Annotated in this window: 18 protein-coding genes; 7 read left to right on the plus strand and 11 right to left on the minus strand. The window is 51.5% G+C overall.

What is annotated here, in order from left to right:
- Position 1: 1 nt before the first annotated feature.
- From ttcA to PsAD5_RS15765, 5 genes are all read right to left on the minus strand, one after another.
- A complete protein-coding gene (gene ttcA / locus PsAD5_RS15745; RefSeq protein WP_063292765.1) occupies positions 2 to 967 on the minus strand; it encodes a tRNA 2-thiocytidine(32) synthetase TtcA in 966 nt (321 codons plus the stop codon).
- A 132-nt stretch (positions 968 to 1,099) separates the two neighbouring features.
- Positions 1,100 to 1,717, minus strand: coding sequence for a 30S ribosomal protein S4 (gene rpsD, locus PsAD5_RS15750; protein WP_057462588.1), 618 nt, complete (start codon positions 1,715 to 1,717; stop codon positions 1,100 to 1,102).
- A 237-nt stretch (positions 1,718 to 1,954) separates the two neighbouring features.
- Positions 1,955 to 3,400: an alanine/glycine:cation symporter family protein gene (locus PsAD5_RS15755; protein ID WP_193757778.1), complete on the minus strand. Its 1,446-nt coding sequence runs from the start codon at positions 3,398 to 3,400 to the stop codon at positions 1,955 to 1,957.
- A gap of 152 nt (positions 3,401 to 3,552) precedes the next feature.
- Complete coding sequence (gene murI / locus PsAD5_RS15760) at positions 3,553 to 4,326, minus strand: glutamate racemase (RefSeq protein WP_063292766.1); 774 nt, start codon at positions 4,324 to 4,326, stop codon at positions 3,553 to 3,555.
- A complete protein-coding gene (locus PsAD5_RS15765) occupies positions 4,326 to 5,096 on the minus strand; it encodes an RNA methyltransferase (protein WP_063292767.1) in 771 nt (256 codons plus the stop codon). Before PsAD5_RS15765 ends, murI begins: the two co-directional genes overlap by 1 nt.
- Before the next feature lie 294 nt (positions 5,097 to 5,390).
- Here PsAD5_RS15765 and PsAD5_RS15770 point away from each other — a divergent pair, with 294 nt between their 5' ends.
- Positions 5,391 to 5,975 carry an HdeD family acid-resistance protein gene (locus PsAD5_RS15770; protein WP_057462592.1) on the plus strand — a complete coding sequence of 195 codons (585 nt, stop codon included), beginning with the start codon at positions 5,391 to 5,393 and terminating at the stop codon, positions 5,973 to 5,975.
- Positions 5,976 to 6,063: 88 nt separating this feature from the next.
- Here the strand turns inward: PsAD5_RS15770 and PsAD5_RS15775 are convergent, their stop codons facing one another.
- Together PsAD5_RS15775 and fabF are read right to left on the minus strand one after the other, a co-directional pair.
- Entirely contained in the window at positions 6,064 to 6,654 is a 591-nt protein-coding gene (locus PsAD5_RS15775; RefSeq protein WP_063292768.1) for a DUF2585 domain-containing protein, read from the minus strand.
- 226 nt (positions 6,655 to 6,880) lie between these two features.
- Complete coding sequence (gene fabF, locus PsAD5_RS15780; RefSeq protein ID WP_063292769.1) at positions 6,881 to 8,143, minus strand: beta-ketoacyl-ACP synthase II; 1,263 nt, start codon at positions 8,141 to 8,143, stop codon at positions 6,881 to 6,883.
- A gap of 459 nt (positions 8,144 to 8,602) precedes the next feature.
- Between fabF and PsAD5_RS15785 the strand changes: the two genes are divergently transcribed.
- The 3 genes from PsAD5_RS15785 (at position 8,603) to PsAD5_RS15795 (ending at position 12,307) form a co-directional block, all read left to right on the plus strand.
- Complete coding sequence (locus PsAD5_RS15785; RefSeq protein ID WP_057462595.1) at positions 8,603 to 9,820, plus strand: NADP-dependent isocitrate dehydrogenase; 1,218 nt, start codon at positions 8,603 to 8,605, stop codon at positions 9,818 to 9,820.
- A 184-nt stretch (positions 9,821 to 10,004) separates the two neighbouring features.
- The gene (locus PsAD5_RS15790) at positions 10,005 to 11,126 is read left to right on the plus strand and encodes a hypothetical protein (RefSeq protein ID WP_063292770.1); all 1,122 of its coding nucleotides are present in this window, start codon (positions 10,005 to 10,007) and stop codon (positions 11,124 to 11,126) included.
- Between the two features lie 200 nt (positions 11,127 to 11,326).
- Positions 11,327 to 12,307: a glycerophosphodiester phosphodiesterase family protein gene (locus tag PsAD5_RS15795; RefSeq protein ID WP_057462597.1), complete on the plus strand. Its 981-nt coding sequence runs from the start codon at positions 11,327 to 11,329 to the stop codon at positions 12,305 to 12,307.
- Here the strand turns inward: PsAD5_RS15795 and PsAD5_RS15800 are convergent.
- From PsAD5_RS15800 to recA, 3 genes are all read right to left on the minus strand, one after another.
- Positions 12,297 to 13,472, minus strand: a complete 1,176-nt coding sequence (locus PsAD5_RS15800) for a cyclic nucleotide-gated ion channel (RefSeq protein WP_063292771.1) — start codon at positions 13,470 to 13,472, stop codon at positions 12,297 to 12,299. The two genes, PsAD5_RS15795 and PsAD5_RS15800, sit on opposite strands and share 11 nt — an antisense overlap.
- 189 nt (positions 13,473 to 13,661) lie before the next feature.
- A complete protein-coding gene (alaS, locus tag PsAD5_RS15805) occupies positions 13,662 to 16,322 on the minus strand; it encodes an alanine--tRNA ligase (RefSeq protein ID WP_063292772.1) in 2,661 nt (886 codons plus the stop codon).
- Between the two features lie 190 nt (positions 16,323 to 16,512).
- Positions 16,513 to 17,577, minus strand: a complete 1,065-nt coding sequence (gene recA, locus PsAD5_RS15810; RefSeq protein WP_057462600.1) for a recombinase RecA — start codon at positions 17,575 to 17,577, stop codon at positions 16,513 to 16,515.
- A gap of 301 nt (positions 17,578 to 17,878) precedes the next feature.
- On the opposite strand from recA, the gene PsAD5_RS15815 reads away from it, so the two are divergent.
- From PsAD5_RS15815 to PsAD5_RS15825, 3 genes are all read left to right on the plus strand, one after another.
- Positions 17,879 to 18,802, plus strand: coding sequence for a carbohydrate kinase family protein (locus PsAD5_RS15815; RefSeq protein ID WP_063292773.1), 924 nt, complete (start codon positions 17,879 to 17,881; stop codon positions 18,800 to 18,802).
- A 32-nt stretch (positions 18,803 to 18,834) separates the two neighbouring features.
- Entirely contained in the window at positions 18,835 to 19,749 is a 915-nt protein-coding gene (locus PsAD5_RS15820; protein WP_063292774.1) for a pseudouridine-5'-phosphate glycosidase, read from the plus strand.
- A gap of 393 nt (positions 19,750 to 20,142) precedes the next feature.
- Entirely contained in the window at positions 20,143 to 20,610 is a 468-nt protein-coding gene (locus PsAD5_RS15825) for a hypothetical protein (protein WP_063292832.1), read from the plus strand.
- A 171-nt stretch (positions 20,611 to 20,781) separates the two neighbouring features.
- Here PsAD5_RS15825 and cckA read toward each other — a convergent pair whose 3' ends face one another.
- Positions 20,782 to 23,346, minus strand: a complete 2,565-nt coding sequence (gene cckA / locus PsAD5_RS15830) for a cell cycle histidine kinase CckA (protein ID WP_063292775.1) — start codon at positions 23,344 to 23,346, stop codon at positions 20,782 to 20,784.
- Positions 23,347 to 23,435: the final 89 nt, after the last annotated feature.

A 23,435-nucleotide genomic window follows, 5' to 3' on the forward strand; every position in this document is an offset into this window, starting at 1 on the left:
ACTAAAACTCATTGCCAAACAGTTTCTCAGTCATCGCAGCAGCAGCGGAGCAAGGTTCCTGATCACTCTCTCCCTGCTCACCCGTATTAGGACGCAGGCCAACAAAGTCAAACACCTGTGCATCATGTAAATGAGATGGACGCACATGCGCCAGAGCACGAGCCATAATGCCCAGCCGGCCTGGCGTCTCCTTCTCCCACTGTTGCAACATCTTCTTCACCTGAACACGCTGCAAGCCATCCTGTGAGCCACACAGGTTGCAAGGAATGATTGGGAAATCCATTGCCTTGGAGAACTTCTCGATATCCGCTTCAGAGGAGTTCATCAGCGGACGCAGCACCATCAGGTCACCTTCATCATTCACCAGCTTTGGCGGCATGGATGCCATACGACCACCAAAGAACATGTTCATCATAAAGGTTTCCAAAGCATCGTCCCGGTGATGCCCCAGCACAATTGCCTCACAGCCTAGCTCACGCGCAGTGCGATATAAAATACCGCGGCGCAGGCGAGAGCACAGGGAACAATAAGTAGACGTTTCAGGCAGCTTGTCGGTCACAATGCCGTAGGTGTTCTCGCGCACAATCTTGTTCGGGATCTGGTAGCGCTCAAAGAACTCGGGCAGGATGTGTTGCGGGAAATCCGGCTGGGACTGGTCAAGATTGCAGGCGATCAGGTCAACAGGAAGAAGACCGCGCCACTTCAGATCCATCAAAACAGCAAGCAGAGTGTAGCTGTCTTTACCACCAGAAAGACAGATGAGCCATTTGGTTTTCTCCGGGCTCGCCCCATCCGGAACCATCTTATAGTCAGAGATTGCCTGACGAGTTTCACGCAGCAACCGTTTACGCAGTTTTTTGAACTCAACCGAACTTGGCACCTCACGGAAAAGTGGATGACACTGTGAATCAAAACTCTTGTCCTCAGCGGCTGTATCAGTGGCGTGTTCTGCGCTTAACTGGCTCATGGCGTTATCTTATCTTCACTCGTTCTCAATCATACAATGGCGAATGCAATATGCTGCGGGAGGAATAGCACCACCAAAAGAAAAGGGCCACCCAAAGGGCAGCCCAAATCAAATCCTTCAGGATCAAACCTATTAGCGGGAATAGAATTCCACAACCAGGTTTGGTTCCATCTGAACTGGGTAAGGCACGTCGCCAAAAGCAGGAACACGAGCAAATGTCGCGGTCAGCTTGTTGGTGTCAACGTCAAGGTAGTCAGGAACGTCGCGCTCAGCGGACTGTACTGCTTCCAGTACGATTGCCAGCTGCTTGGACTTTTCACGAACTTCAATAACGTCACCAGGCTTACACATGTAAGAACCGATGTTTACGCGGCGACCGTTTACGTTCACATGACCGTGGTTGATGAACTGACGAGCAGCAAACACAGTGAGAACGAATTTTGCGCGGTAAACAACTGCGTCAAGACGGCACTCGAGAAGACCGATAAGGTTTTCAGAAGTATCACCGCGCTGACGGGAAGCTTCATCATAAGTCTTACGGAACTGTTTCTCAGAGATGTTGCCGTAGTAGCCTTTCAGCTTCTGTTTAGCGCGCAGCTGCACACCAAAGTCAGAAAGCTTACCCTTACGACGCTGACCGTGCTGGCCTGGGCCATATTCACGACGGTTCGCAGGGCTTTTAGGACGACCCCAGATGTTTTCACCCATCCGACGGTCTAGTTTATACTTGGCGCTCTGGCGCTTAGACATCGCAGTTTCCTTAGCGTTTATCTGTAATTTTAAAGGAAACGCGCCCTCCTTTTCCTTCACAAACCCAAGGCTCATAAAGATTGACAGCGGTCCTGGCAAATAGCGCATGCCGAACCACACGGGTGCGTAAAATCAAAGCGGCTCCATAGGAACCGCCATGAACAGCGCATTCCTATTGAAATTGCTCGCAAGAGTCAACGGAATATGACAGCAAACAGCTGAGAAATAAGAGCACTATCAATAGCGCCTTTGCGCTTCTTCGCCACGCTCTTTGCTCCAGATCGTAGCATCAACACCATCTGCAAGTTCAGGATGTTCGGCAATATCAAACATAGGCTCCTTCCCTTCCTTAAGCTGCTTAATGTAATCCTTGGTAATCAAGGACACCTTTGGCGCCAGAAGCACAATCGCAATCAGGTTGATTGTCGCCATCACAGCCATAGCGGCATCCGCTGCGTTGAATACAGTATCGACTGTCTGCAAAGTACCCCAAAACACCATTGCCAGCGAAAGAACACGAAGGATTGTGAGCCCCGGCTTCCAGCCATGCTCCAGATAAATCATGGCATTTTCCGCATACGAGTAATTCGCCACAATCGAGGTGAATGCAAAGAACAGGATCGCAACAGCGATGAAGTAGACACCAAAGTCGCCCACATGTGCTTCCGCCGCAGATTGTGTCAACGATATACCCGTCACACCTGTTGTTGGGTCGTAGATGCCGGAAAGCAGGATAATCAATGCGGTCGCAGTACAGATCACGATCGTATCAATGAAAACACCCAGCGCCTGCACAAAGCCCTGTGAAGCAGGATGATGCGGATCAGGAACAGCTGACGCAGCAATGTTTGGCGCAGACCCCATGCCAGCTTCGTTGGAGTAAAGACCACGGCGGACACCGTTCAGCAGCGCTGCCATCACACCACCAGATATCCCGCCAACCGCTTCTTCAAGGCCAAAGGCATGCGCGACGATACTCCACAGAACACCGGGCACTTCTTCGTAATTTGCAGCCAGAATACCAAACGCGATCACCACATAAGCAATCGCCATAAACGGAACGACAACCTCTGCAAAGTGCGCGATCTTCCGCAGGCCACCAAAGATGACCAGCCCAGCGGCTAAAACGAGCACAACACCAGTGACGATTTCCGGCATATCAAATGCACTATTCATAGCATCTGCAATGGAGTTGGACTGCACGGCGGAAAACACGATGCCAAAAGCAAAAATCAAAGCAATTGCAAAGATATGACCAAGCAATTTGCTTTTAAGACCAGCGGCCATGTAAACCGCCGGACCACCGCGAAACTGGCCGTCGTCATCTTCAACCTTATACAGCTGGGCCAACGCGCTTTCTGCATAAGCTGTCGCCATACCAACCAAAGCAACCATCCACATCCAGAAGATCGCCCCCGGCCCGCCCAGCGTCAACGCAACAGCAACCCCTGCGATGTTGCCGGTGCCAACACGGGACGCCAGACTGGTACACAAAGCCTGAAACGGGCTAATCCCGTTGCGATCTTCATGCCTCGATTTGAGAAGAACGCTGAAACACTGCCCAAAATAACGAAACTGGATAAAGCCTAATCGAAACGTGAAAAACACACCAACGGCAAGCAAGCCATAAAGCAGAACGTAATTCCAAAGGATGGTATTGGTGTAATCGACAACAGTATTGATGATATCCAAGGCTTCGACTCCAGCAAATCCGCAGGTGCCGACTGGTTATCAAAACAAATTCAAGATCCGCCTAGAACAACCAATTAAATAAGAGAGGATTTGAGCCAAGGCAGGCAACACTCCAGCAACCTATACGCTTACAAGAGAGAACCTCAGTTGGTCAGGAAAAACAGATCCTCGCACCCAGTCGCCACAGATTTCGACCCCACTACCTGAACCAGCCGTCTGGCAATTGCGGGCGCCGGATCAATCCACGTGACGGGCCAGGGAGCCACCAGCTCCATCTCTTCCTGCAAAAAAGGATAGTGAGTGCATCCAAGCACAACGCAGTCGGTGCGTTGGCCGTCTTTCTTGACAAAGCAAGGCTCAATTTCCTGCCGCAAGCGATCAAGGTCAACTGCGCGGCCTGCCAGCTTGTCTTCTGCAAGTGCAGCAAGACCAGTCGCCCCAACAAGTGCAATATGGTGCTCAGCCGCAAACTCGATGATCAGATCCTGCGTGTAGTCGCGCTTCACAGTCCCCGGCGTTGCAAGCACTGCAAAAACGCCGCTTCGTGTTTGCTCGGCAGCCGGCTTTATAGCTGGAACTGTCCCAACCACAGGAACGCTCAACATCTCTCGTAAGCTCTTGAGCACAAGCGTCGAGGCCGTATTGCAAGCCACCACAACCGCGCTCGGTTGCCACGCCTCACTGACAGTCTGCACCAATGCGCATATGTGCTCACGCAGTGCCGCCGCATCCCAGTCGCCATAAGGGAAAGCAGCACGATCTGCCAGATACAACAATGCAGCATCAGGAAGCATTCGCTTGATCTCACGCTGCACCGACAGCCCCCCGATACCACTATCCAACACCAACACACGACCAGACGTATCCGCCCGCATATGCATTTGCTGAAATGGAACGACTGGGGAGCCGGTCAGCATCAATCTTTGTCCTTCACGCCATACTTCTCAAAGCAGGAAATCACACCACGCATGATACGCACTTCATTTTCGGTGAGATCTGCTTTCTGAAAGATGTTGCGCAGCCTACGAATTGTTACTGGCTTCTTTTCAATAGGACGAAAGAACCCGCGAGAATCCAGCCCTGCTTCCAGATGCTCAAACATCCGTTGAATGGACTCTTGTGTTGCAAGCTCTCCATCATAATCGTCCAAGGAGAAAGGCAGTGCACCAGCAGTCGCCACACGGCGCCATTCATAGGCACATACCAGAACAGCTTGGGCAATATTCAAGGACGCGTAGGTTGGATCAACCGGAAGGGTCACAATCTTATTTGCAAGCGCCACCTCGTCATTGTTCAGGCCCCAGCGTTCGCGGCCAAACATATAACCGGACGGGATCCCGCGTACGCCCTGGGCAACACTCTCAGTCGCGGCCTCATCAGGTCCAACAACAGGTTTTGGAATGTCACGGCTTCGTGCGGTCGTTGCAAAAACGAGTTTCAGATCGGCAACAGCTTCTTCAACACTGTCGAAAACCCGTGCTGCATCAATAACATGATGTGCCCGGCTGGAAGCTGAGCGTGCTTTCTCACTCGGCCAACCGTCGCGTGGGTTGATCAGGCGCAGGTCGTGCAGACCAAAATTGGCCATAGCACGAGCAACCATACCGATGTTTTCGCCAAGTTGAGGTTCACAAAGAACGACAACAGGAGGAATGGCATTGTTTGTTTCAGGAGTGCTTTCAGACATGCGGATCCTCTAGCCGATCACACCGGAAATTACCAGAGCCGTTTTGCCTCCCAGCCGTCTCAGCAAACGCAAATTCCTATCAGAATAAGCCTGCTGTTTTCCCTCGGCGACAAGTCACCACCTGCACCTCAGTCACATGATATGGCGTAGGAACTCTGACCAATCACGTAAAGAGGGTAAAATTCGGCGAATTCAATCAAGAGTAAAGCTGTGTTTTGCTGTTACCTAGAGTGTTAGCCATTTCAATGCAGCCTCTGAATGGCATGACCCTCTACGAAGGAGACCCCGACGACAATGTCTGGACAAGAACCCAACGCAGGTGGCACCCCGCCTCCAAATGTCCCGGACCTCACGCAGTTAGTGCGTGACAACTGGTTGAAGTTTCTGGTGCTCGGAGTACTGATGGTGATTGGTGGTACGATTGTGTTGGTCATACCATACGCGTCCTCCATCGCAGTAGCACTGGTTATTGGATTGGTTCTGATAGTCGTCGGGGTTCTTCAACTTTGGCACGCCATGCAGGTAAAAGAATGGGGAGGCTTCCTCGGGCAATCACTGGTCGGCATCATCGCGCTGGTTGGTGGGGTAGCAATCTATTATAACCCTGTCGCCGGCACAGAAGCGCTGACACTCGTGCTCTCTGCTGTCTTCATAGCGCAAGGCATTGCACAGGCGCTGTTCTCATTCCGTTTACGACCTCACACCAGTTGGGGCTGGATTCTGGCCTCTGGCGTCATAGCAATCGCAGCTGGCTTGATGATCCTGCTCGACTTCCCTGCTTCAACCGGTTGGGCTCTGGGCCTTGTGGCTGGCATTTCCATCATGTTCAACGGCTGGAGTTATGTGGCCATCGCGCTGGCCGCGCATAAGAAAGCATAATGCGCTTCAAATGAGAACTTGATCGGAAGATTGAATTCAAAAAACAGCGTGCCGCGCAATCTAAAATGAGCGCGGCACAATTTTGTAATCAATAGGCCTGCATCTGCCATTCTTTGATGGCATCCAACGGATAAACCAGCATGATCACATTGAGTGTGAGGTTGTCCCTGATGATCGCTCCAACAATCAGTTCCATGGCAAGAATGAGCACAACAGTCAGCCAGACCGGCAACCGTGCAGCAAGCCAGAACCCGAACATCATCCAGATAATATCAAAAACGGAATTCAGAACACTGTCACCAAAGTAATCTAGGGCGATGGTCGCTTCGCGGTAACGATTGATAATGTAGCTGGAGTTTTCGACAAGCTCCCATGTCGCCTCAACAATAACCGACAGAACCAACCGGAAGCCCATTGGCCAGCCTGCCCCACCCGTAAAGAGACGGCCCATCCACCAGAACAAAGCATAAAACAGCATGCCGTGGATAATGTGAGACGGCGTGTACCAATCAGATATATGCTGGCTACTATCAGCACTGTTGGCATTGCCCGCCCAAAGTTTGATCACCCCACATTTGCAGATTGGTTCCCGCCCCATAGCAAGAAGGATAGCGGCAGTCGCGATCAGCAACAAAACGGTGATCAAAGCATAGTGCTTGTTGTTCAAACGGTTGAGCATCAATCAAACTTTCAAAATGAGCAGGAACTAAAATCTTATCCGCGAAGGATGAACAGGACCTTCAAACAAGCCTGCGTATATAAGCAACGCCTAAATCAATCAACGAAAACTGCAAGAAACGTGAGTTGAATTAAGTCAGTAAGGTGCAGCTAAAAGAACAATGTGGCAAAAAGAAAAGGCTCAGAGGACCCCTGAGCCTTTTCCAAAACTATGTTGTCGCTAGCTGTCAGCTCGGCATACCAAAGATCACAGAGGCATTCACCCCGCCAAAACCAAAGCCATTGGACATGACGTATTTCAGGTCTTTCTCTTTGGATGCATTCGCCACCAGATCAAACTGGGAAGCCTCATCATCAGGCTCTTCCAGGTTCAGTGTCGGAGGAAGCACGCCTTCCCGCAGTGCCATAATAGAAGCGATTGCCTCAAGAGCACCGGCAGCCCCCAAAAGGTGCCCCGTCGCCGATTTGGTTGAAGAAACAGCCAGATCCTTCCCACGATCTCCAAACACAGCCTGAATGCCTGCAATCTCTGCTGCGTCCCCAACTGGTGTGGATGTACTGTGGGCATTGATATAATCAATGTCGTCAGGATTAATCCCTGCCTGCTTCAAGGCTTTACGCATCGCAGCTTGCCCACCTGCACCATCCGGAGGAGAAGCCGTCACGTGGTGGGCATCAGCTGACGTGCCATACCCCAGGATCTCAGCAAGCGGCGTCGCACCGCGAGCCAGGGCATGCTCAAGCGTCTCAATCACCAACATCGCAGCCCCCTCACCCATGACAAATCCATCACGGTTTTTATCAAAAGGACGAGAGGCTTTGCTAGGCTCATCATTAAACCCGCTCGACAGCGCACGGGCAGCAGAAAAGCCGGCAAACGAGACAGCGTCAATGCAAGCCTCAGCACCGCCAGCAAGGGCGACGATTGCTTCACCGCTCTTGATCATGCGTACCGCATCACCAATGGCCTGCACACTGGCAGCACATGCGGTCACAGGCGTTCCCAACGGGCCCTTAAACCCATTGGCAATAGAAACCTGACCCGCTGCAAGGTTTGCAAGAAAGCTCGGCACAATAAACGGCGACAAACGCCGCGGACCTTTGGTCTCAACGGTGCGTGTAGCTCCGGTCATCGCTGGAAAGCCACCAACTCCGGATGCAATGATCGTCGCGGTACTCTCCTTCTCTTCGTCCGTTTCAGGACGCCAGCCAGCTTGCTCAACGGCTTCTTTGGCTGCAACCAGAGCATAATGGATAAACAAATCCATCTTCTTCTGGTCTTTAAAAGGAATAGCAACACTGGCATCAAAGCCAAATTCATCTTCGTCGATGGTTGGAACCTGTCCTGCCACCTGACAAGCATGCTCGCTTCCATCAAATCTGGTAAGAGCGCGAATACCACTTTCAGAAGCTACCAGTCTCTTCCAAAACGGGTTGATCCCAACACCTAGGGGCGAAACAACCCCCATACCGGTTACAACAATCCGCATCTTCCCTTACTCCTAAGTCAAAGAACGCAGCAACCGACTCCTGCGCGCTCTACAAAATGCTCGCGTCCCAATTATGACGCCATCAGGTCGCCAGAGTAATTGGATATGTTTTGAGAGTTAAGAACAAACTGCACAATTGCAACTCATAGTGGATAACATCTTGGGATTGCGGAGTAATCAGTTTTTGCGCCCTAAGCAGAATGTTCGACAATCCACTCGGAAAGGAGAAAGGTACAGCAAGATTATGGACAGCATCTCACACCATGCATGAGAGCAATTACAGTTGAAATTGCAGTTTGTTAGCAAACACCACTTCTGTGCAGCATACGAATTTGGTATTACAAGCCAACCGAGCTAGCATTTCCACTGGCATTAAATTGCGCACATGTGTATACACATGGCAATTCGAGCCGCTTCAGGCTCCATTTTCATGTACCTAAAAACACGAGGTCTACTAATATGGCGAAGATCAAGGTAGCAAATCCAGTCGTCGAGCTCGACGGCGATGAGATGACTCGCATCATTTGGCAGTTCATCAAGGACAAGCTGATCCATCCTTACCTGGACATCGATCTGAAGTACTACGACCTCGGCATTGAGTCCCGCGACGCAACAGACGATCAGATCACCGTTGATGCTGCAAACGCAATCAAAGAACACGGCGTTGGCGTTAAGTGTGCAACCATCACTCCAGATGAAGCACGCGTTGAAGAATTCGACCTGAAGCGTATGTACCGCTCTCCAAACGGCACCATCCGTAACATCCTGGGTGGCGTTATCTTCCGCGAGCCAATCATCATGTCTAACGTTCCACGTCTGGTTCCAGGCTGGACACAGCCAATCATCGTTGGCCGTCACGCATATGGTGATCAGTACCGCGCGACTGACTTCAAATTCCCTGGCAAAGGCAAGCTGTCCATCAAATTCGTTGGTGACGACGGCGCTGAGATTGAACACGAAGTATTCGATGCTCCTTCAGCGGGTATCGCAATGGCGATGTACAACCTAGATGATTCCATCCGCGACTTCGCCCGTGCTTCCATGAACTATGCTCTTGGCCGTAAGGTACCTTGCTACCTGTCCACCAAGAACACCATCCTCAAAGTATACGATGGTCGCTTCAAAGACATCTTCCAAGAAATCTATGACGCTGAGTTCAAAGAGAAGTACGAAGCAGAAAAAATCTGGTACGAGCACCGTCTCATCGATGACATGGTTGCTGCATCCATGAAGTGGTCCGGTGGTTACGTTTGGGCTTGTAAGAACTACGACGGCGACGTTCAGTCCGACACCGTTGCACAGGGCTTCGGTTCCCTTGGCCTGATGACTTCCGTTCTCATGTCACCAGACGGCAAAACCGTTGAAGCAGAAGCTGCACACGGCACAGTGACCCGTCACTTCCGTCAGCATGAAAAAGGTGAAGACACTTCCACAAACTCTATCGCATCTATCTTTGCATGGACCCGTGGCCTTGCGCACCGCGCGAAACTCGACGACAATGCTGAGCTGAAGAAGTTTGCTGAAACTCTTGAGCAGGTCTGTATCGATACAGTTGAAAGCGGTCACATGACCAAAGATCTGGCTCTTCTCGTAGGTCCAGAACAGAAGTGGCTCACCACCACTGGCTTCCTCGACAAAGTCGACGAAAACCTTCAGAAAGCTATGGCGGCTGCGTAAGTTCTGCCAAAGCGCTGATTTATGAAAAGGGTGCCTCCAGGCACCCTTTTTTGTGGGCGAAACAATTGCGTAGGCCAGTCGGGCAAACCGATTGAAAGTCTGCTACTCCCTTTAAATCAAGGGAGTACCGAACAATGCATCCTTCACGAATACGGCCCTACCGTAATCAAAAAGGATCCAGTCGATGAAACCACAACTCTTACTGTTACTGCTCGGCGCGGGATTGGCAAACTTTGCTCAAGCTCAGGATAATGACGCCATAACCGCCAAGAAAATTGGCCCGTATTTCCAGCTGGAAATACAAACAACAGCCCCATCAGGAGAAGAAAAGAACTCGATCTTTGTGATGGATACAGGATCAACCGGCATCGTTGGCTCCGCTGGCTTTTTTATTCCCACAGCTGAAGAGCTGGCCAGCTCCACCTGCTCAACCCTGTCCTACTCCAGCTCAGGGAACACCTATGCTGGATACATAATCAATCGTGATCTCTCGTTTGGCACGCCCGGTAAGGCTCTTACAAAACACCTCAAAAACTTTCCGGTCTTTGCCGCCGTACAGCATTGCCCAAACAGTAAGAACAAGCCCACCTGCTCAAAGACACCTGCCCCCACCTGTAACCACAACCCTAAGGTTTTCATGATGGGAGTTGGTTTTGACAGTCCCCATGGCATTTCCCAGGTGGATGCAGATCAAGCCAATCCCACAAATCCATTCCTTAACCTGGTAGACGACAACGGCGTCCCTTTCGAGAACCAGAATTATGCCCTCACAAGCACGTACTCAAACAACAGCAGCATAGATGTCTATCTGGCATCCACTCAAAACCCGCTCCCCAATCTGGGCAAAACGCTTACGCTTCCATTATCGGCATCACCAACAAATCCAACGGCTTTGGTCGCACCTATCCTCCCCTTTGCAATCACAAGCAAATCCAATGGCGAGGTCGTTTATCCGCCAACCGGTCCCCAACCAACCCGCGTTCTCCCCGATACTGGTATTTCATATGGAATAGTCTCAGTAGCTAAGACCACGCCTCCGTGTTGCACTACCAGCCCTAACAGCGGACAGATTGAAACGTCAGACTATGAGATGCAGCTTTACGTAAATAAGCAAAGCAAAGAACCGCTGGTGACACTAAGCTATGGGAGCAATCAGGCTCTCGGCCACTCAGCCAGATGGTCCTTAGGGCATCAGGATGTTAGCCCGATGCTATTTAACAGCGGTCAGCTGTTTTTCGAACACTGCAACTACTTCTACTCCCCCGCAGATAAGCAAGTGACCCTAAGCTGCGCTTCAGACCAATAAGGCTCACAGGGAGCGGAACAGCCGCTCTGACGCTCCCTGCCAGATCTCGACATGCATCTGCCTGATTGCCGCAAAGCTCCCCATGACTTCACCGGCCCCTCGCTGCCGAAATCTTGAGTACGCCAAAACAACGCCTAAGTGAGAACACATTACGCTTTCAACCTAGGCGGACGGTCACTGTTTCCAATCCGGCGCCTCTTATGTTTAAAAAGATTGTTCTGCTGCTCCTCCTCGCATTTGCTGGGGTCTATCTCTACAACGCTTCATGGCTTTCAAGCCAAACTCCATCCGGCAAACCCAGATTCATTGCTCATCGCGGCGTCCACCAGACCTATCATCGCAACGAGTTGACCAACCAAACTTGCACAGCAGAGCGCATTAACACGCCTACCCATTCCTTTTTGGAAAACACAATTGCCTCCATGCGGGCTGCATTTGAAGCTGGCGCAGATATTGTCGAGCTGGATGTACATCCAACCGCAGATAACAAACTTGCCGTCTTTCATGACTGGACACTGGATTGCCGCACCAATGGACTGGGCATCACCAGATCTCATTCACTTGCAAAACTCAAAGCACTGGACATCGCCTATGGCTACACCGCAGATGGCGGAGAAACCTACCCTCTAAGAGGAACCGGCATAGGTGCAATGCCAGAACTTGAAGAGGTTTTCCGTGCTCTTCCCGGCAAGAAATTCCTGATCAACTTCAAGGAGAAAGAACTGCTCTCGGCAGAACTCCTGCAGGAGAAGCTTGACAAGCACCCTGAGTGGAAAGCGCAAGTCTGGGGCGTCTATGGGGCATCCGCCCCCACCTGGAGCATTGCAGACAGCGCGGAGGAAATCGTAGGCTTCGACAAACGCCAAACCAAAGCCTGCTTAAAAGCATACATTGCTCTCGGCTGGAGTGGTTACGTCCCGCAAGAGTGTAGAGGCACGGTCATCGGCGTTCCCTCAAATTACACATGGGCTGTATGGGGCTGGCCGCATAAGTTCCAGCAAAGGCTCAAAGAATATGGCAGCGAGGTCATCGCATCCGGCCCATTCACATTACAGGGGGTCGGTGGCGGCATAGACACACCGGAACAACTTGCTGCGGTGCCAGATAGTTTCGACGGATACATCTGGACGGACAAAATCGAAGTGCTCGCACCGTACATCCAAGGCCAGATTACGAAGTGAACTCCACATCCGTATGATGGCTCTTCCGCTCATCAATGGCTTCATCAATAATCTTCTTTGCTATAGCCGGTTTACGGTCCATGAAGCGGCGCAGGTCTTCCATCTTGAGGACCATGAGCTGAACGGGTGTTCGCGCAACAGCGCTGGCCGTTCGCTTGCGGTGAGCAAACAACGATGCCTCGCCAAAATGCTCACCCTCACCATGTAAAATACGGTGGTCAGAAAACACTTCTTCCACTTCACCAGATGCAATCAGGTAAAGGCTGTCTCCATCCTCGCCCTTCTCACAAATGGTTTGTCCAGCAGGCACACTGTGCGAATGTAAAAGCTCCGTCACTGCAGCGATCTCAATCGCAGACAGGCGCTCAAACAGCGGTATGGTGGCCACCATACCCCAGGTGATCACAAAATCTCTGCTATGGATCTCACGCGCAAACGCAGTGCCAACAATTCCAACTGGCAGCGCAAACAGGCAGTACCCCATCAACATCACCAGACTGGCAATGGTTTTACCCATCGCTGTGACAGGCACAACGTCACCATAACCAACCGTAGTGAGAGTTGAAAACGCCCACCACAATGCACTCGGAATAGTACCAAAATGCTCCGGCTGCGCGGCATGCTCAACACTGTAAAGCAGCGTTGCAGACACGAGAGCAACCCCGAAAATCAGCACCAGACTGCCAACAATCGCCCTCTGCTCAGCAACAACTGCAGAAATAAGAGAGCGTACAGCAGGTGAGTATCGCGCGATCTTCAGGAATCGCAACAGACGCAAAATAACAAGCGATTTCCAACTGATACTGGCGAAGAACAGCGAAAGCCAGAAAGGCAGAACAGCCACAAAATCAACCAGCGAGAGCGGCTGCATCGCATAAACAGCACGCGCTTTGAACGGACCATATTTCCTCAAAGGAGGATGCAGGTCTGAAACCCAAAGCCGCAACAGGTATTCAACGGCAAAGATTGAGCCAGCAATGAAATCCAGCAGAAAAATCTGCCAGACATACACTTCTCCGATGCTTGGCTCCGTCTCAAGGACTGCAAGTCCCACATTCACAACAATAAAGATGATGAGAATAGCATCAATCTGCTTGGCAAGCCGGTTACCAGCACTGCTGCGCTCCAGCAGATTATAAACTTTCAACTTGATGGAGTGTGCCACCAACGCCCCCAATAAAATTCCCAGGCACTTGAAGAAACAGATAAAGCAATCCCAACAGCAACAAACCTCCCTTCACCATTTTGCAGGCCCACGCAAACCGTAAAAAGAGGTACCCGGCGAAACTAACTGGCAAAAAATAAAGGGGAGATTAAATCCCCCCTTTGCAACTCTTAGATCTTTGGTTCGGTATTACAGCGTTTCAAGGTGAGCCTTGATCGCAGCAATCGCCTCATCAGCCTTGCTTGCATCCGGGCCACCAGCCTGCGCCATGTCCGGACGGCCACCGCCACCACGACCACCAAGAGCAGCAGAACCAATGCGAACAAGCTCAACCGCACTGGCCGTCTCACTCACATCCTTGGTCGAGCCAACAACGATCGCAGCTTTTCCGTCTTCCGCTTTGCTGATCAGCACGACAACACCGGAACCAATCGCAGTCTTGCCTTCATCGGCAACAGACTTGAGATCCTTCGGATTGATGCCTTCAAGAACACGAGCCATAAGCTTGAACTTACCCGCTTCAGTAACACCGGCATCCCCATCGGAGCTGCCACCGCCCATTGCAAGTTTCTTCTTCGCGTCCGTCAGTTCACGCTCAAGCTTCTTGCGCTCATCCAGCAAGCTTGCAATGCGAGCAGGAACGTCAGCTGCAGCAACCTTAAGCAAACCAGCACTCTCACGCATCAGCGCATCCTGCTCTGCCAGATACTTACGTGCTTCATCACCAGTAAGCGCTTCAATACGGCGAACACCAGCAGCAACAGCACCTTCAGAAACAACAGTCACAAGACCAATGTCACCAGTGCGCTTCACATGCGTACCACCGCAAAGTTCCACGGAGTAAGACCTACCGGTTTTCTCGCCAGTGGTTGCCGTACCCATGGAAACCACACGGACTTCATCGCCATACTTCTCACCGAACAGAGCCATCGCGCCAGCTTCAATCGCCTCATCAACTTCCATCAAAGAAGTCTCAACAGCACCGTTCTGCAGCACGATCTCGTTGGCCAGAGCCTCAACTCGTACAGTTTCTTCAGCACTGACAGGCTTTGGATGCGAAAAGTCAAAACGCAGACGTTCTGGCGTAACCAGAGAGCCCTTCTGAGCAACGTGAGTACCAAGCACTTCACGCAATGCTTCGTGAACCAGGTGCGTTGCGGAGTGGTTGGAACGAATAGCACTGCGGCGAGAATGGTCAACAACCAACTCAAGCGCATCGTCCACCTTAACTTCACCGCTCTCAACACGAACAAAATGGACGAACAGACCGTCAGCTTTCTTCTGCGTGTTGGTGACAGCAAGGGAAACACCATCTGCAACCATGGTACCACAGTCGCCAACCTGACCACCAGATTCGCCATAAAACGGCGTCTGGTTAAGGATCAAAGACCCTTCTTCACCCTGCTTCAGAGAAGTAACTTCTTCACCATCCTTCACAAGGTTCAAAACAACGCCTTCTGCCTTCTCAGTCTCATAACCGAGGAACTCGGTCGCGCCTGCTTTCTCCTTGATGGAGAACCAGATGGCGTCTGTTGCAGCATCACCGGAACCTGACCACGCCGCACGAGCTTCAGCACGCTGGCGCTCCATGGCAGTGTTGAACCCATCGGTATCAACCGCAATCTCACGGCTGCGCAATGCATCCTGTGTCAGATCGAGCGGGAAGCCGAAGGTGTCATATAGCTTAAACGCTGTTTCACCATCAAGCTGATCACCGGAGCCCAAAGAACTGGTCGCATCTTCCAGCAGGCCAAGGCCCCGCTCAAGAGTTTTGATGAAACGCTTTTCTTCCAGCTGAACTGTCTCTTCAATGAGCTTTTCCGCACGTGGCAGCTCAGGGAACGCCTGACCCATTTCACGAACCAGAGTAGGCAGCATCTTGAAGATGACCGGCTCTTGTGCACCCAAAAGGTTTGCATGGCGCATCGCGCGGCGCATGATGCGGCGCAAAACGTAACCACGACCTTCATTGGACGGTAGAACACCATCAGCAATCAGGAAGGCCATGGATCGCAAGTGATCTGCAATCACCCGGTGGCTCGCCTGTGCTTTGCCAACAGCTTCAACACCAGTGAGATGCTCAGAGCTCGCAATCAGAGCCTTAAAGAGGTCGATCTCATAGTTGTTATGCACGCCCTGCATAATCGCAGCAAAACGCTCAAGACCCATGCCAGTATCGATGGATGGACGCGGCAGATCAATGCGCTTTTCTGGCAGCTGCTCGTACTGCATGAACACGAGATTCCAAATCTCGATAAAGCGATCACCATCTTCCTCAGGAGATCCTGGAGGGCCACCCCAGATATGTTCGCCGTGATCGTAGAAGATCTCGGAGCATGGGCCACAAGGACCTGTATCACCCATGGCCCAGAAGTTATCTGAGGTTGGGATGCGGATGATTTTCTCATCAGCAAAGCCAGTCAACTTCTTCCAGATCTTGAATGCTTCTTCATCCTCGGAATAAACGGTGATCAACAGCTTGTCAGCCGGCAGCCCGTATTCTTTGGTGATCAGATTCCATGCCAGCTCAATAGCGTTTTCCTTGAAGTAATCTCCAAAGGAAAAGTTGCCCAGCATTTCAAAGAAGGTGTGATGGCGCGCAGTGTAGCCAACATTGTCCAGATCGTTGTGCTTGCCGCCAGCGCGGACACACTTTTGCGAAGATGTTGCACGCACGTAATCCCGTTTTTCCAAACCGGTGAATACGTTCTTGAATGGCACCATACCCGCATTTGTAAACATCAATGTCGGATCATTGCGTGGCACCAGTGGACTGGAAGGAACAACTTCGTGTCCGTTCTTTGCAAAGTAGTCGAGAAAAGCCGACCGAATTTCGTTGACGCCACTCATAGGTATTGATGTCCGTCTCGTTTTCTAGTGGGCAGCTACTTCAACAATCACAGCCGCCAAATTGCAGGGTATGCGCATCAAAAACGATGCAACAAAAAATTAGTATCTGCCGCGTTTTAGCCATATGCAGCAAATCTGTCCATAAAACCCTACAAAAAAAGAGGCTGGATAAATCCAGCCCCTCTAAACTCTATTGGTTTTCCGCAGCTTTTTCCGGATCATCAATCGCTTCAGCGATCAAACCTGCATTCTGTCGGATAGCAAGTTCAATCTCATCCGCCAGTTCAGGATTCTCTTTCAGGAAGGTTTTCGAGTTCTCTCGCCCCTGCCCCAGCCGCTGGCTATTGTAGGAGAACCACGCACCTGACTTCTCAACAATGCCGCCTTTCACACCAAGATCCAGCAATTCTCCCATTTTGGAGATGCCTTCACCGTAGATGATGTCAAACTCAACCTGTTTGAATGGAGGCGCCAGCTTATTTTTCACCACTTTCACGCGGGTCTGGTTACCAACAATTTCGTCACGATCTTTAATCGCACCGATACGGCGGATATCCAAACGCACAGAAGCATAGAACTTGAGCGCGTTACCACCGGTTGTCGTCTCAGGCGAACCAAACATCACACCGATCTTCATGCGGATCTGGTTGATGAAGATCACCATGGTGTTGGATTTGGAAATGGAAGCGGTCAGCTTGCGCAGTGCCTGACTCATCAAACGAGCCTGCAGGCCAGGAAGCGAATCGCCCATCTCACCTTCAAGTTCTGCTTTTGGCGTCAGCGCAGCAACGGAATCGATCACCAGCACATCAATCGCACCAGAGCGAACCAGCGTATCGGCGATCTCAAGTGCCTGTTCACCAGCATCCGGCTGAGAGATGAGCAGGTCATCAATATTCACACCAAGCTTGCGTGCATAAATCGGATCCAGCGCATGTTCAGCATCAATAAAGGCGCAAATCCCGCCTCCTTGCTGCGCACAGGCAACTGTGTGCAAAGCCAGCGTGGTTTTACCGGAGCTTTCAGGTCCATAGATCTCAACAATACGCCCTTTTGGGAGCCCGCCGATTCCAAGGCCGATATCAAGACTGAGAGAACCAGTCGAGACGCTCTGGATTTCTACGGCCTGCCCCTGGCCCATGCGCATAATGGAGCCTTTACCAAAGGCTCGTTCAATTTGGGAAAGCGCTGCATCCAGTGCTTTATTCTTGTCCATCTGATTGCCCTCAACAAGGCGAAGTGAAGTTTGTGCCATACGTTCTCATCCCTTATTCCACGATGGACGCGTAGTTTCAAAGTCAGTTATTTGTACTCATTTTGTTCCAACTTCGCAATACCTGATAACTAACTAATAAAAATGGATTAATTTCAATGTGTTCTCTTATTGTTCAACATGTAGATAACTTTTCCCGACACCTGTTTGGAGGACCGCTTCTGGAATCAAACAGCAAAATGCACTTTTGATACATCACCCACAGTCTGTATTTGCTCGTAGCTTGCTTTGGCCAACCACATTGCATATCAACTGTCTTTCGATGTCGGGAGGAGAATTGGTTATGTCCACTAAAAAGGTCGGAGTAATCGGAGCAATCCATCTGGACAGGATTGCCCATGCAGATCGACCATTCAAGCCGGACACCTCAACACCCGGGAAAATTATGTCCCGTGCTGGAGGTGTTGGAGCAAACATTGCACGCGCAATGGCCCGGCTGGGCATGCAACCAACAATGCATGGATGTCTGGGGGACGATGCAGACGGAGCATTCCTCGCAAAAAGTCTGACAGACTGCGGGATTGATACCTCCAGTATCACCACTGTCGCAGACGGTCGAACAGGATCCTATCTGGCACTTCACAATCCGGATGGCACATTGTTCTCCGCAATTTCAGACAGTGAGATAACAGCAAAGGTAAGTTTCTCAGAAGCAAATCCAATCCCGCAGGCTCTGCTGGACTGCGATATCTGGCTCTGTGAAACCAATCTGGAAGAAGCAACGCTTCTCTCACTTGCCAATGCCAAGGAGCATCACCTTCTCGCAGCAGACACTGTCTCGATTGCGAAGGCGCCCAAACTGCGTCCCCTCCTCTCAAACATCGACATTCTTTTTACCAACACAGATGAAGCCACAGCTCTTTTGGAGTGCAAACCAGGAGAATTCTCAGCAGAAGAACTAGCTCGAAAGCTGGCAGCTGCGGGCATTCCTACTGTTCTGGTCAGCAATTCCAACAAGCCACTGGCTCTTCACTGTGCAGACAGCACAAGCTCGCACACTCCATTTTCTGTTGTTCCCGTAGATGTCACCGGTGCCGGTGATGCCTTCATTGCAGGCTTTCTTTATGCAAGTTGCCTCAATGAAGCCCCGGTTTCAGCAGTAAAAAGCGGTCTTGCCTCTGCATCAATTACAGTGGAAGCGACCGGCGCTGCGCCAGAAACGCTTTCACCCCAATCGCTTAAAGCTCGTTTATTAGAACATGCCTAAGCACCAACAACATACGAAAGACTGGGAAAACCATGGGAAGTTCAATTAAAATCCATCATTCAAAAGAAGTTGCAGATGCTCTGAGCAATGGCGCCCCTATTGTTGCGCTGGAGTCCACCATCATTACCCATGGCATGCCGTACCCGCAAAACGTTGAAACTGCCCGCGAAGTAGAACAGATCATCCGTGACGGTGGCGCAGTCCCTGCGACAATCGCTGTGTTGAATGGCGAGCTGCATGTGGGTCTGGAAGACAGCACTCTGGAAGAACTGGCAAACGCCAAAGACGTCATGAAGTGCTCCCGCGCAGACCTTTCCTTCGCTATGGCGCTGGGTAAAAACGGCTCCACAACCGTAGCAGCAACCATGATGGCGGCGCACGCAGCTGGCATCCGCGTGTTCGCAACCGGTGGCATCGGCGGTGTCCATAAAGGCGCAGAAACCAGCTTCGATATCTCAGCAGACCTGGATGAGCTGTCCCGCACTCCAGTTTGTGTTGTTTCCGCAGGTGCAAAAGCCCTGCTCGACATTCCAAAGACACTGGAAGTTCTGGAAACACGCGGCGTGCCAGTCATTGGTTTCAGCTGTGAAAACGTACCTGCTTTCTGGTCCCGCGATTCAAAGATCAAAGCGCCTTACAGCCTGGACGATGCTTCAGACATCTCCAAGCTCATCAAGTTCCGCGAAACATTTGGCGACCACGGCGGCATGCTCGTCACCAACCCGGTACCTGTTGAAGATGAAATCCCATCTGACGAAATGCAGGTGTTCATTGATGCCTCCATTCAGGCAGCAGAAGAGCAGAACATCACCGGCAAGGAAGTCACTCCATTTGTGCTGCAAGACATTTTCGAGCGCACCAATGGCCGCAGCCTCGCAACCAACATTGCGCTGGTTAAAAACAACGCAAAGCTTGCTACGAAAATCGCTTGTGGTTTGACTGCGTAAGCAGCTCTCAAATTAAGCAATGATGCAAATCCGGGTTGGTCCTTCCAGCCCGGATTTTTTATGTACGATCAGCACCATTTTTCAAAAGCACCTCAACACGTGTAGTCAACTCAAATCATGCAGAGGCTTTCACATCTCTTTGATCGAAAGATTCCGTTGTTTTTCGGTCCCGATTATTTTAGGTGTTCTAAAGCTATAGAATTTTACATCTCTGTGTTTCTATTGGCGCATCTGCATCTTGTGGTCATATAGTGCTCATCAAAACGCCATCAGGCGGGCATATGCGAGAAAGGCCGATCCCATTTAATGGGTGGCTCCATTGAAATCACGCCAAACAGAATTGCGCGGTTGGCGGCAGCTGCTTCTGTTTTTGTCACCCGCAGGATTTACGCTATGAAGAAACTCATTTTTATCGGATTAACTGCAGCTCTCGCGGCTTGCCAAAGCGGCCCATCCAATCGCAGTGGTCAGCCAACTATTCGCGCGGACGCAGATTCTCAAACCATTCAGATCAACGCGTCTCCTGAAACTGTTCGCAAAACACTGGTCGATAGCGCAAGCGCACGCGGCACCATCGTCCAGCAGAACGAACCAAACATGGTGGTGATGGAAAGCTATGTACGCGGCGAAAACGCTGTTTTAGATAACGAGTTCGGCGCCTCTGACTCCGGTGAGCGCGCCTACCGCATTCGTGTGCGTTTCTCTGGCGCACAGTGCCGTACAAATGTTGTTCAGGACCTTGCACTGGTCAACAACATCTACACCCCGCAAGAACAGTCTTTCCAACTTCCAGGAAATCCGGGTTCCATGCAGAGCCTTCAACGTTTGAAGTCCAATGCGGAATCATCTGCAGGCTGCTAAGCATCAAGAATTCAAAAAAAGGCCGGAAAGCTTCACAGCTCTCCGGCCTTTTGCATTAAAGAGTAAGAAACTACAGCGTATCTCCGAAAAGTGGAAACCGGTTTTCGGATAAAGATACGCAAAAACAAAGGCTAAAGCAGTTCAGGTGTTTCAACTTAAATGCGAACTGCTTTAGGCGCGTTCTTGCGTCTTGGCTTCCAGAGTTTCTTTCACGGTTGTTGCAAGCTGCTTGAGTGTGAACGGCTTCGGCAAGAAGGTGAAACTCTCCTCAGCTGGCAAGTTCTTCTCAAACGCATCCTCAGCATAGCCAGAGATAAAGATGATCTTCAGGTCTGGACGCGTCTTGCGCAGCTCAATAAGCAGGCTTGGCCCATCCATTTCCGGCATCACCACGTCAGAAACCACAAGGTCAATCGCCCCGCCTGTTTCTTCCATCACTTCCAATGCTTCAGTGCCGGAACCTGCTTCATAAACCTCATAGCCGCGGCCACCTAATGCACGCGCAGCAAAGGCTCGCACAGCCTCCTCATCCTCAACAAGAAGAATGGTTGCAGAACCAGTCAGGTCAGCCTCTGTCACTTCCTGCTCCGGCTTAACCTCAACCACCTCTTCCTTCTCAGTGGAGATGTGACGCGGCAGGAAGATGCGGAACGTGGTACCCACACCAACTTCACTGGTGCAGAACACATAGCCACCAGTCTGCTTCACAATGCCATAAACAGTGGAAAGCCCAAGACCCGTTCCTTTACCAACATCTTTGGTCGAGAAGAACGGCTCAAAGATCTTGTCCATCACGTCCTGTGACATGCCATGGCCATTATCAGCCACCTCGATCAGAACATACTCACTCGGTGGCATACCGCGCGTGTTCTCATAGGTTTTGGAAACAGCCTCTTCCACGTTGAGCGTACGAATAGAGACCTCGCCTCCACCTTCCATCGCATCACGGGCGTTCACAGCAAGGTTGACAATCACCTGCTCAAGCTGGTTCACATCCGCCATCACAGGCCACAGCTCCCGGCCATGTACCAACTTCAGCTCAATCTTCTCACCAAGCAGACGGTCCAGCAAAATGGAAACATCAGCCAGCACATCCGCAAGTGCCAGCTCTTGCGGACGCAAGGTCTGACGGCGGGAGAACGCTAGCAGCTGACGCACAAGACCAGCGGCCCTGTTCGCATTCTGCTTGATGTTCATGATGTCCTGGAACGCCGGATCTGTAGGCCGGTGGCTTGCCAGCAACAGATCAGAGAACCCGATAATCGCGGTCAGAACGTTATTGAAATCATGAGCAACACCACCCGCCAGCTGACCGATCGCCTGCATCTTCTGGCTCTGCGCAAACTGCGCTTCAAGAGCACGCTGCTGCGTGGTTTCCAGAACATAGATCACCGCAGCATCTTCACCGGCCTGACTGTCCTGCACAGCAGAAACGTAGAAGGTCGCGGAGCGTGGATCACCATTGCCTTTGAGCGAGACGTCAAGCGGTGCAATCTCACTCTTGCCCAGCGCAGCTTCTTCCAGCGCACTTTGCAAAGCAACGCGGTCAGTTTCAACGACGAACTCGGTGAGCTTCACATCCTTGCCAAGGCCTTCACCCTGCTCGAACAAACGCATGAACGGGCCATTGGTGCGCTCCACAAGACCATTCTTGTCGATAGAGGCAATCGCGACAGGTGTGTTGTTGAAGAAGCGTGAGAAGCGCACTTCTGCAGCCCGCAGCGCTTCTTCATCATCATTGCCCGCAGAGCGATTGATCACAAGCGTACGGCTGTCGCCAGCAAGCCCATCAGCTCCAAACGGCACACGGTGTACAAGGCGCACAGGCAGCCCGGTGCCACTGCGGGTCACCAGATCAATATCGAAGCTCTCGGTTTTAACTTCCCCTTCAGAGCCTTGCAGTGCCTCAACAAGAGCTGCCCCTTCTCCGCGCACGATGTCTTTCAAAGACAGTTCGCCGGAGATGAATTGGGTCAGATCATAGCCAAGCCAGTCAGCAAGTGTCGCATTCAGGTAGACCAGCTTGCCTGTGCTGTCAGAGGAGAAGAACCCGCAGGGCGCATGGTCAAGGAAGTTGATAACTCTCTGCAGCTCCTGAAAGGAGTTTTCTTGTTCGGTTCGGTCACGGGTGATATCGGAGACCTGCCAGATGGTAATGCCGCTTTCAACGCCAACCGCTGCATCCTGATCCAGCGGTCGAACGCTGATGCGATACCAACGAGCCCCGCTGGCAACCTCACCAACCGCATTCGGCAGGCGCACTTCTTCTGTTGCATATCGTCCGCTCCGCACCGCTTGCGACAGCCGGAATATGGCATCAGCAGCATCCGGGTCTGACGAAAACACCCGCTCCACCGTGCGCACATCCGCAGGTCCACGCGCACCCGTCAACTCAGCATAGGACTGGTTGGCGTAAATGATACGGCCATTATGATCAGCAAGCAGAACACCATCATCCAGCGAATTCATGAAGGATTCAGCAAGTGGATTGCGATGGGTTTTGGAGATGAACCGTAAAAGGCCAATGGCCATGGCGAATAAAGAGAACACCCCGACAACGGCCAGAACACCCAGGAGCCCCAAAATATAGGGCTCCGCCTGCTCCTTGCGCATCAACGCGAAGGCGGCTGTCGCTGCAACAAGGCCTAATGCAAGCAGCATCAAGGCCCCAAGGCTGCCTCCCTTGTCTGTCCTGTCTATCACCGGCTCAGGTCGCCGCGCTTCGGTCTTCGTCATCTTACCCTCTCTACGGCTGCCCCGCAGACGATTTGACTCCATCGCGCCATGAGAATAGTCCGCTCCAAAGCCGACACTCCGGCACGCAT

Source organism: Pseudovibrio sp. Ad5 (genome assembly GCF_001623095.1).
GTDB lineage: Bacteria > Pseudomonadota > Alphaproteobacteria > Rhizobiales > Stappiaceae > Pseudovibrio.

Bases quoted from the DNA above. Each gene is read 5' to 3' on its own strand.
- ttcA (WP_063292765.1), bottom strand. From the start codon at position 967: ATGAGCCAGTTAAGCGCAGAACACGCCACTGATACAGCCGCTGAGGAC.
- rpsD (WP_057462588.1), bottom strand. From the start codon at position 1,717: ATGTCTAAGCGCCAGAGCGCCAAGTATAAACTAGACCGTCGGATGGGT.
- murI (WP_063292766.1), bottom strand. From the start codon at position 4,326: ATGCTGACCGGCTCCCCAGTCGTTCCATTTCAGCAAATGCATATGCGG.
- PsAD5_RS15765 (WP_063292767.1), bottom strand. From the start codon at position 5,096: ATGTCTGAAAGCACTCCTGAAACAAACAATGCCATTCCTCCTGTTGTC.
- PsAD5_RS15770 (WP_057462592.1), top strand. From the start codon at position 5,391: ATGTCTGGACAAGAACCCAACGCAGGTGGCACCCCGCCTCCAAATGTC.
- PsAD5_RS15775 (WP_063292768.1), bottom strand. From the start codon at position 6,654: ATGCTCAACCGTTTGAACAACAAGCACTATGCTTTGATCACCGTTTTG.
- fabF (WP_063292769.1), bottom strand. From the start codon at position 8,143: ATGCGGATTGTTGTAACCGGTATGGGGGTTGTTTCGCCCCTAGGTGTT.
- PsAD5_RS15785 (WP_057462595.1), top strand. From the start codon at position 8,603: ATGGCGAAGATCAAGGTAGCAAATCCAGTCGTCGAGCTCGACGGCGAT.
- PsAD5_RS15790 (WP_063292770.1), top strand. From the start codon at position 10,005: ATGAAACCACAACTCTTACTGTTACTGCTCGGCGCGGGATTGGCAAAC.
- PsAD5_RS15795 (WP_057462597.1), top strand. From the start codon at position 11,327: ATGTTTAAAAAGATTGTTCTGCTGCTCCTCCTCGCATTTGCTGGGGTC.
- alaS (WP_063292772.1), bottom strand. From the start codon at position 16,322: ATGAGTGGCGTCAACGAAATTCGGTCGGCTTTTCTCGACTACTTTGCA.
- recA (WP_057462600.1), bottom strand. From the start codon at position 17,577: ATGGCACAAACTTCACTTCGCCTTGTTGAGGGCAATCAGATGGACAAG.
- PsAD5_RS15815 (WP_063292773.1), top strand. From the start codon at position 17,879: ATGTCCACTAAAAAGGTCGGAGTAATCGGAGCAATCCATCTGGACAGG.
- PsAD5_RS15820 (WP_063292774.1), top strand. From the start codon at position 18,835: ATGGGAAGTTCAATTAAAATCCATCATTCAAAAGAAGTTGCAGATGCT.
- PsAD5_RS15825 (WP_063292832.1), top strand. From the start codon at position 20,143: ATGAAGAAACTCATTTTTATCGGATTAACTGCAGCTCTCGCGGCTTGC.
- cckA (WP_063292775.1), bottom strand. From the start codon at position 23,346: ATGACGAAGACCGAAGCGCGGCGACCTGAGCCGGTGATAGACAGGACA.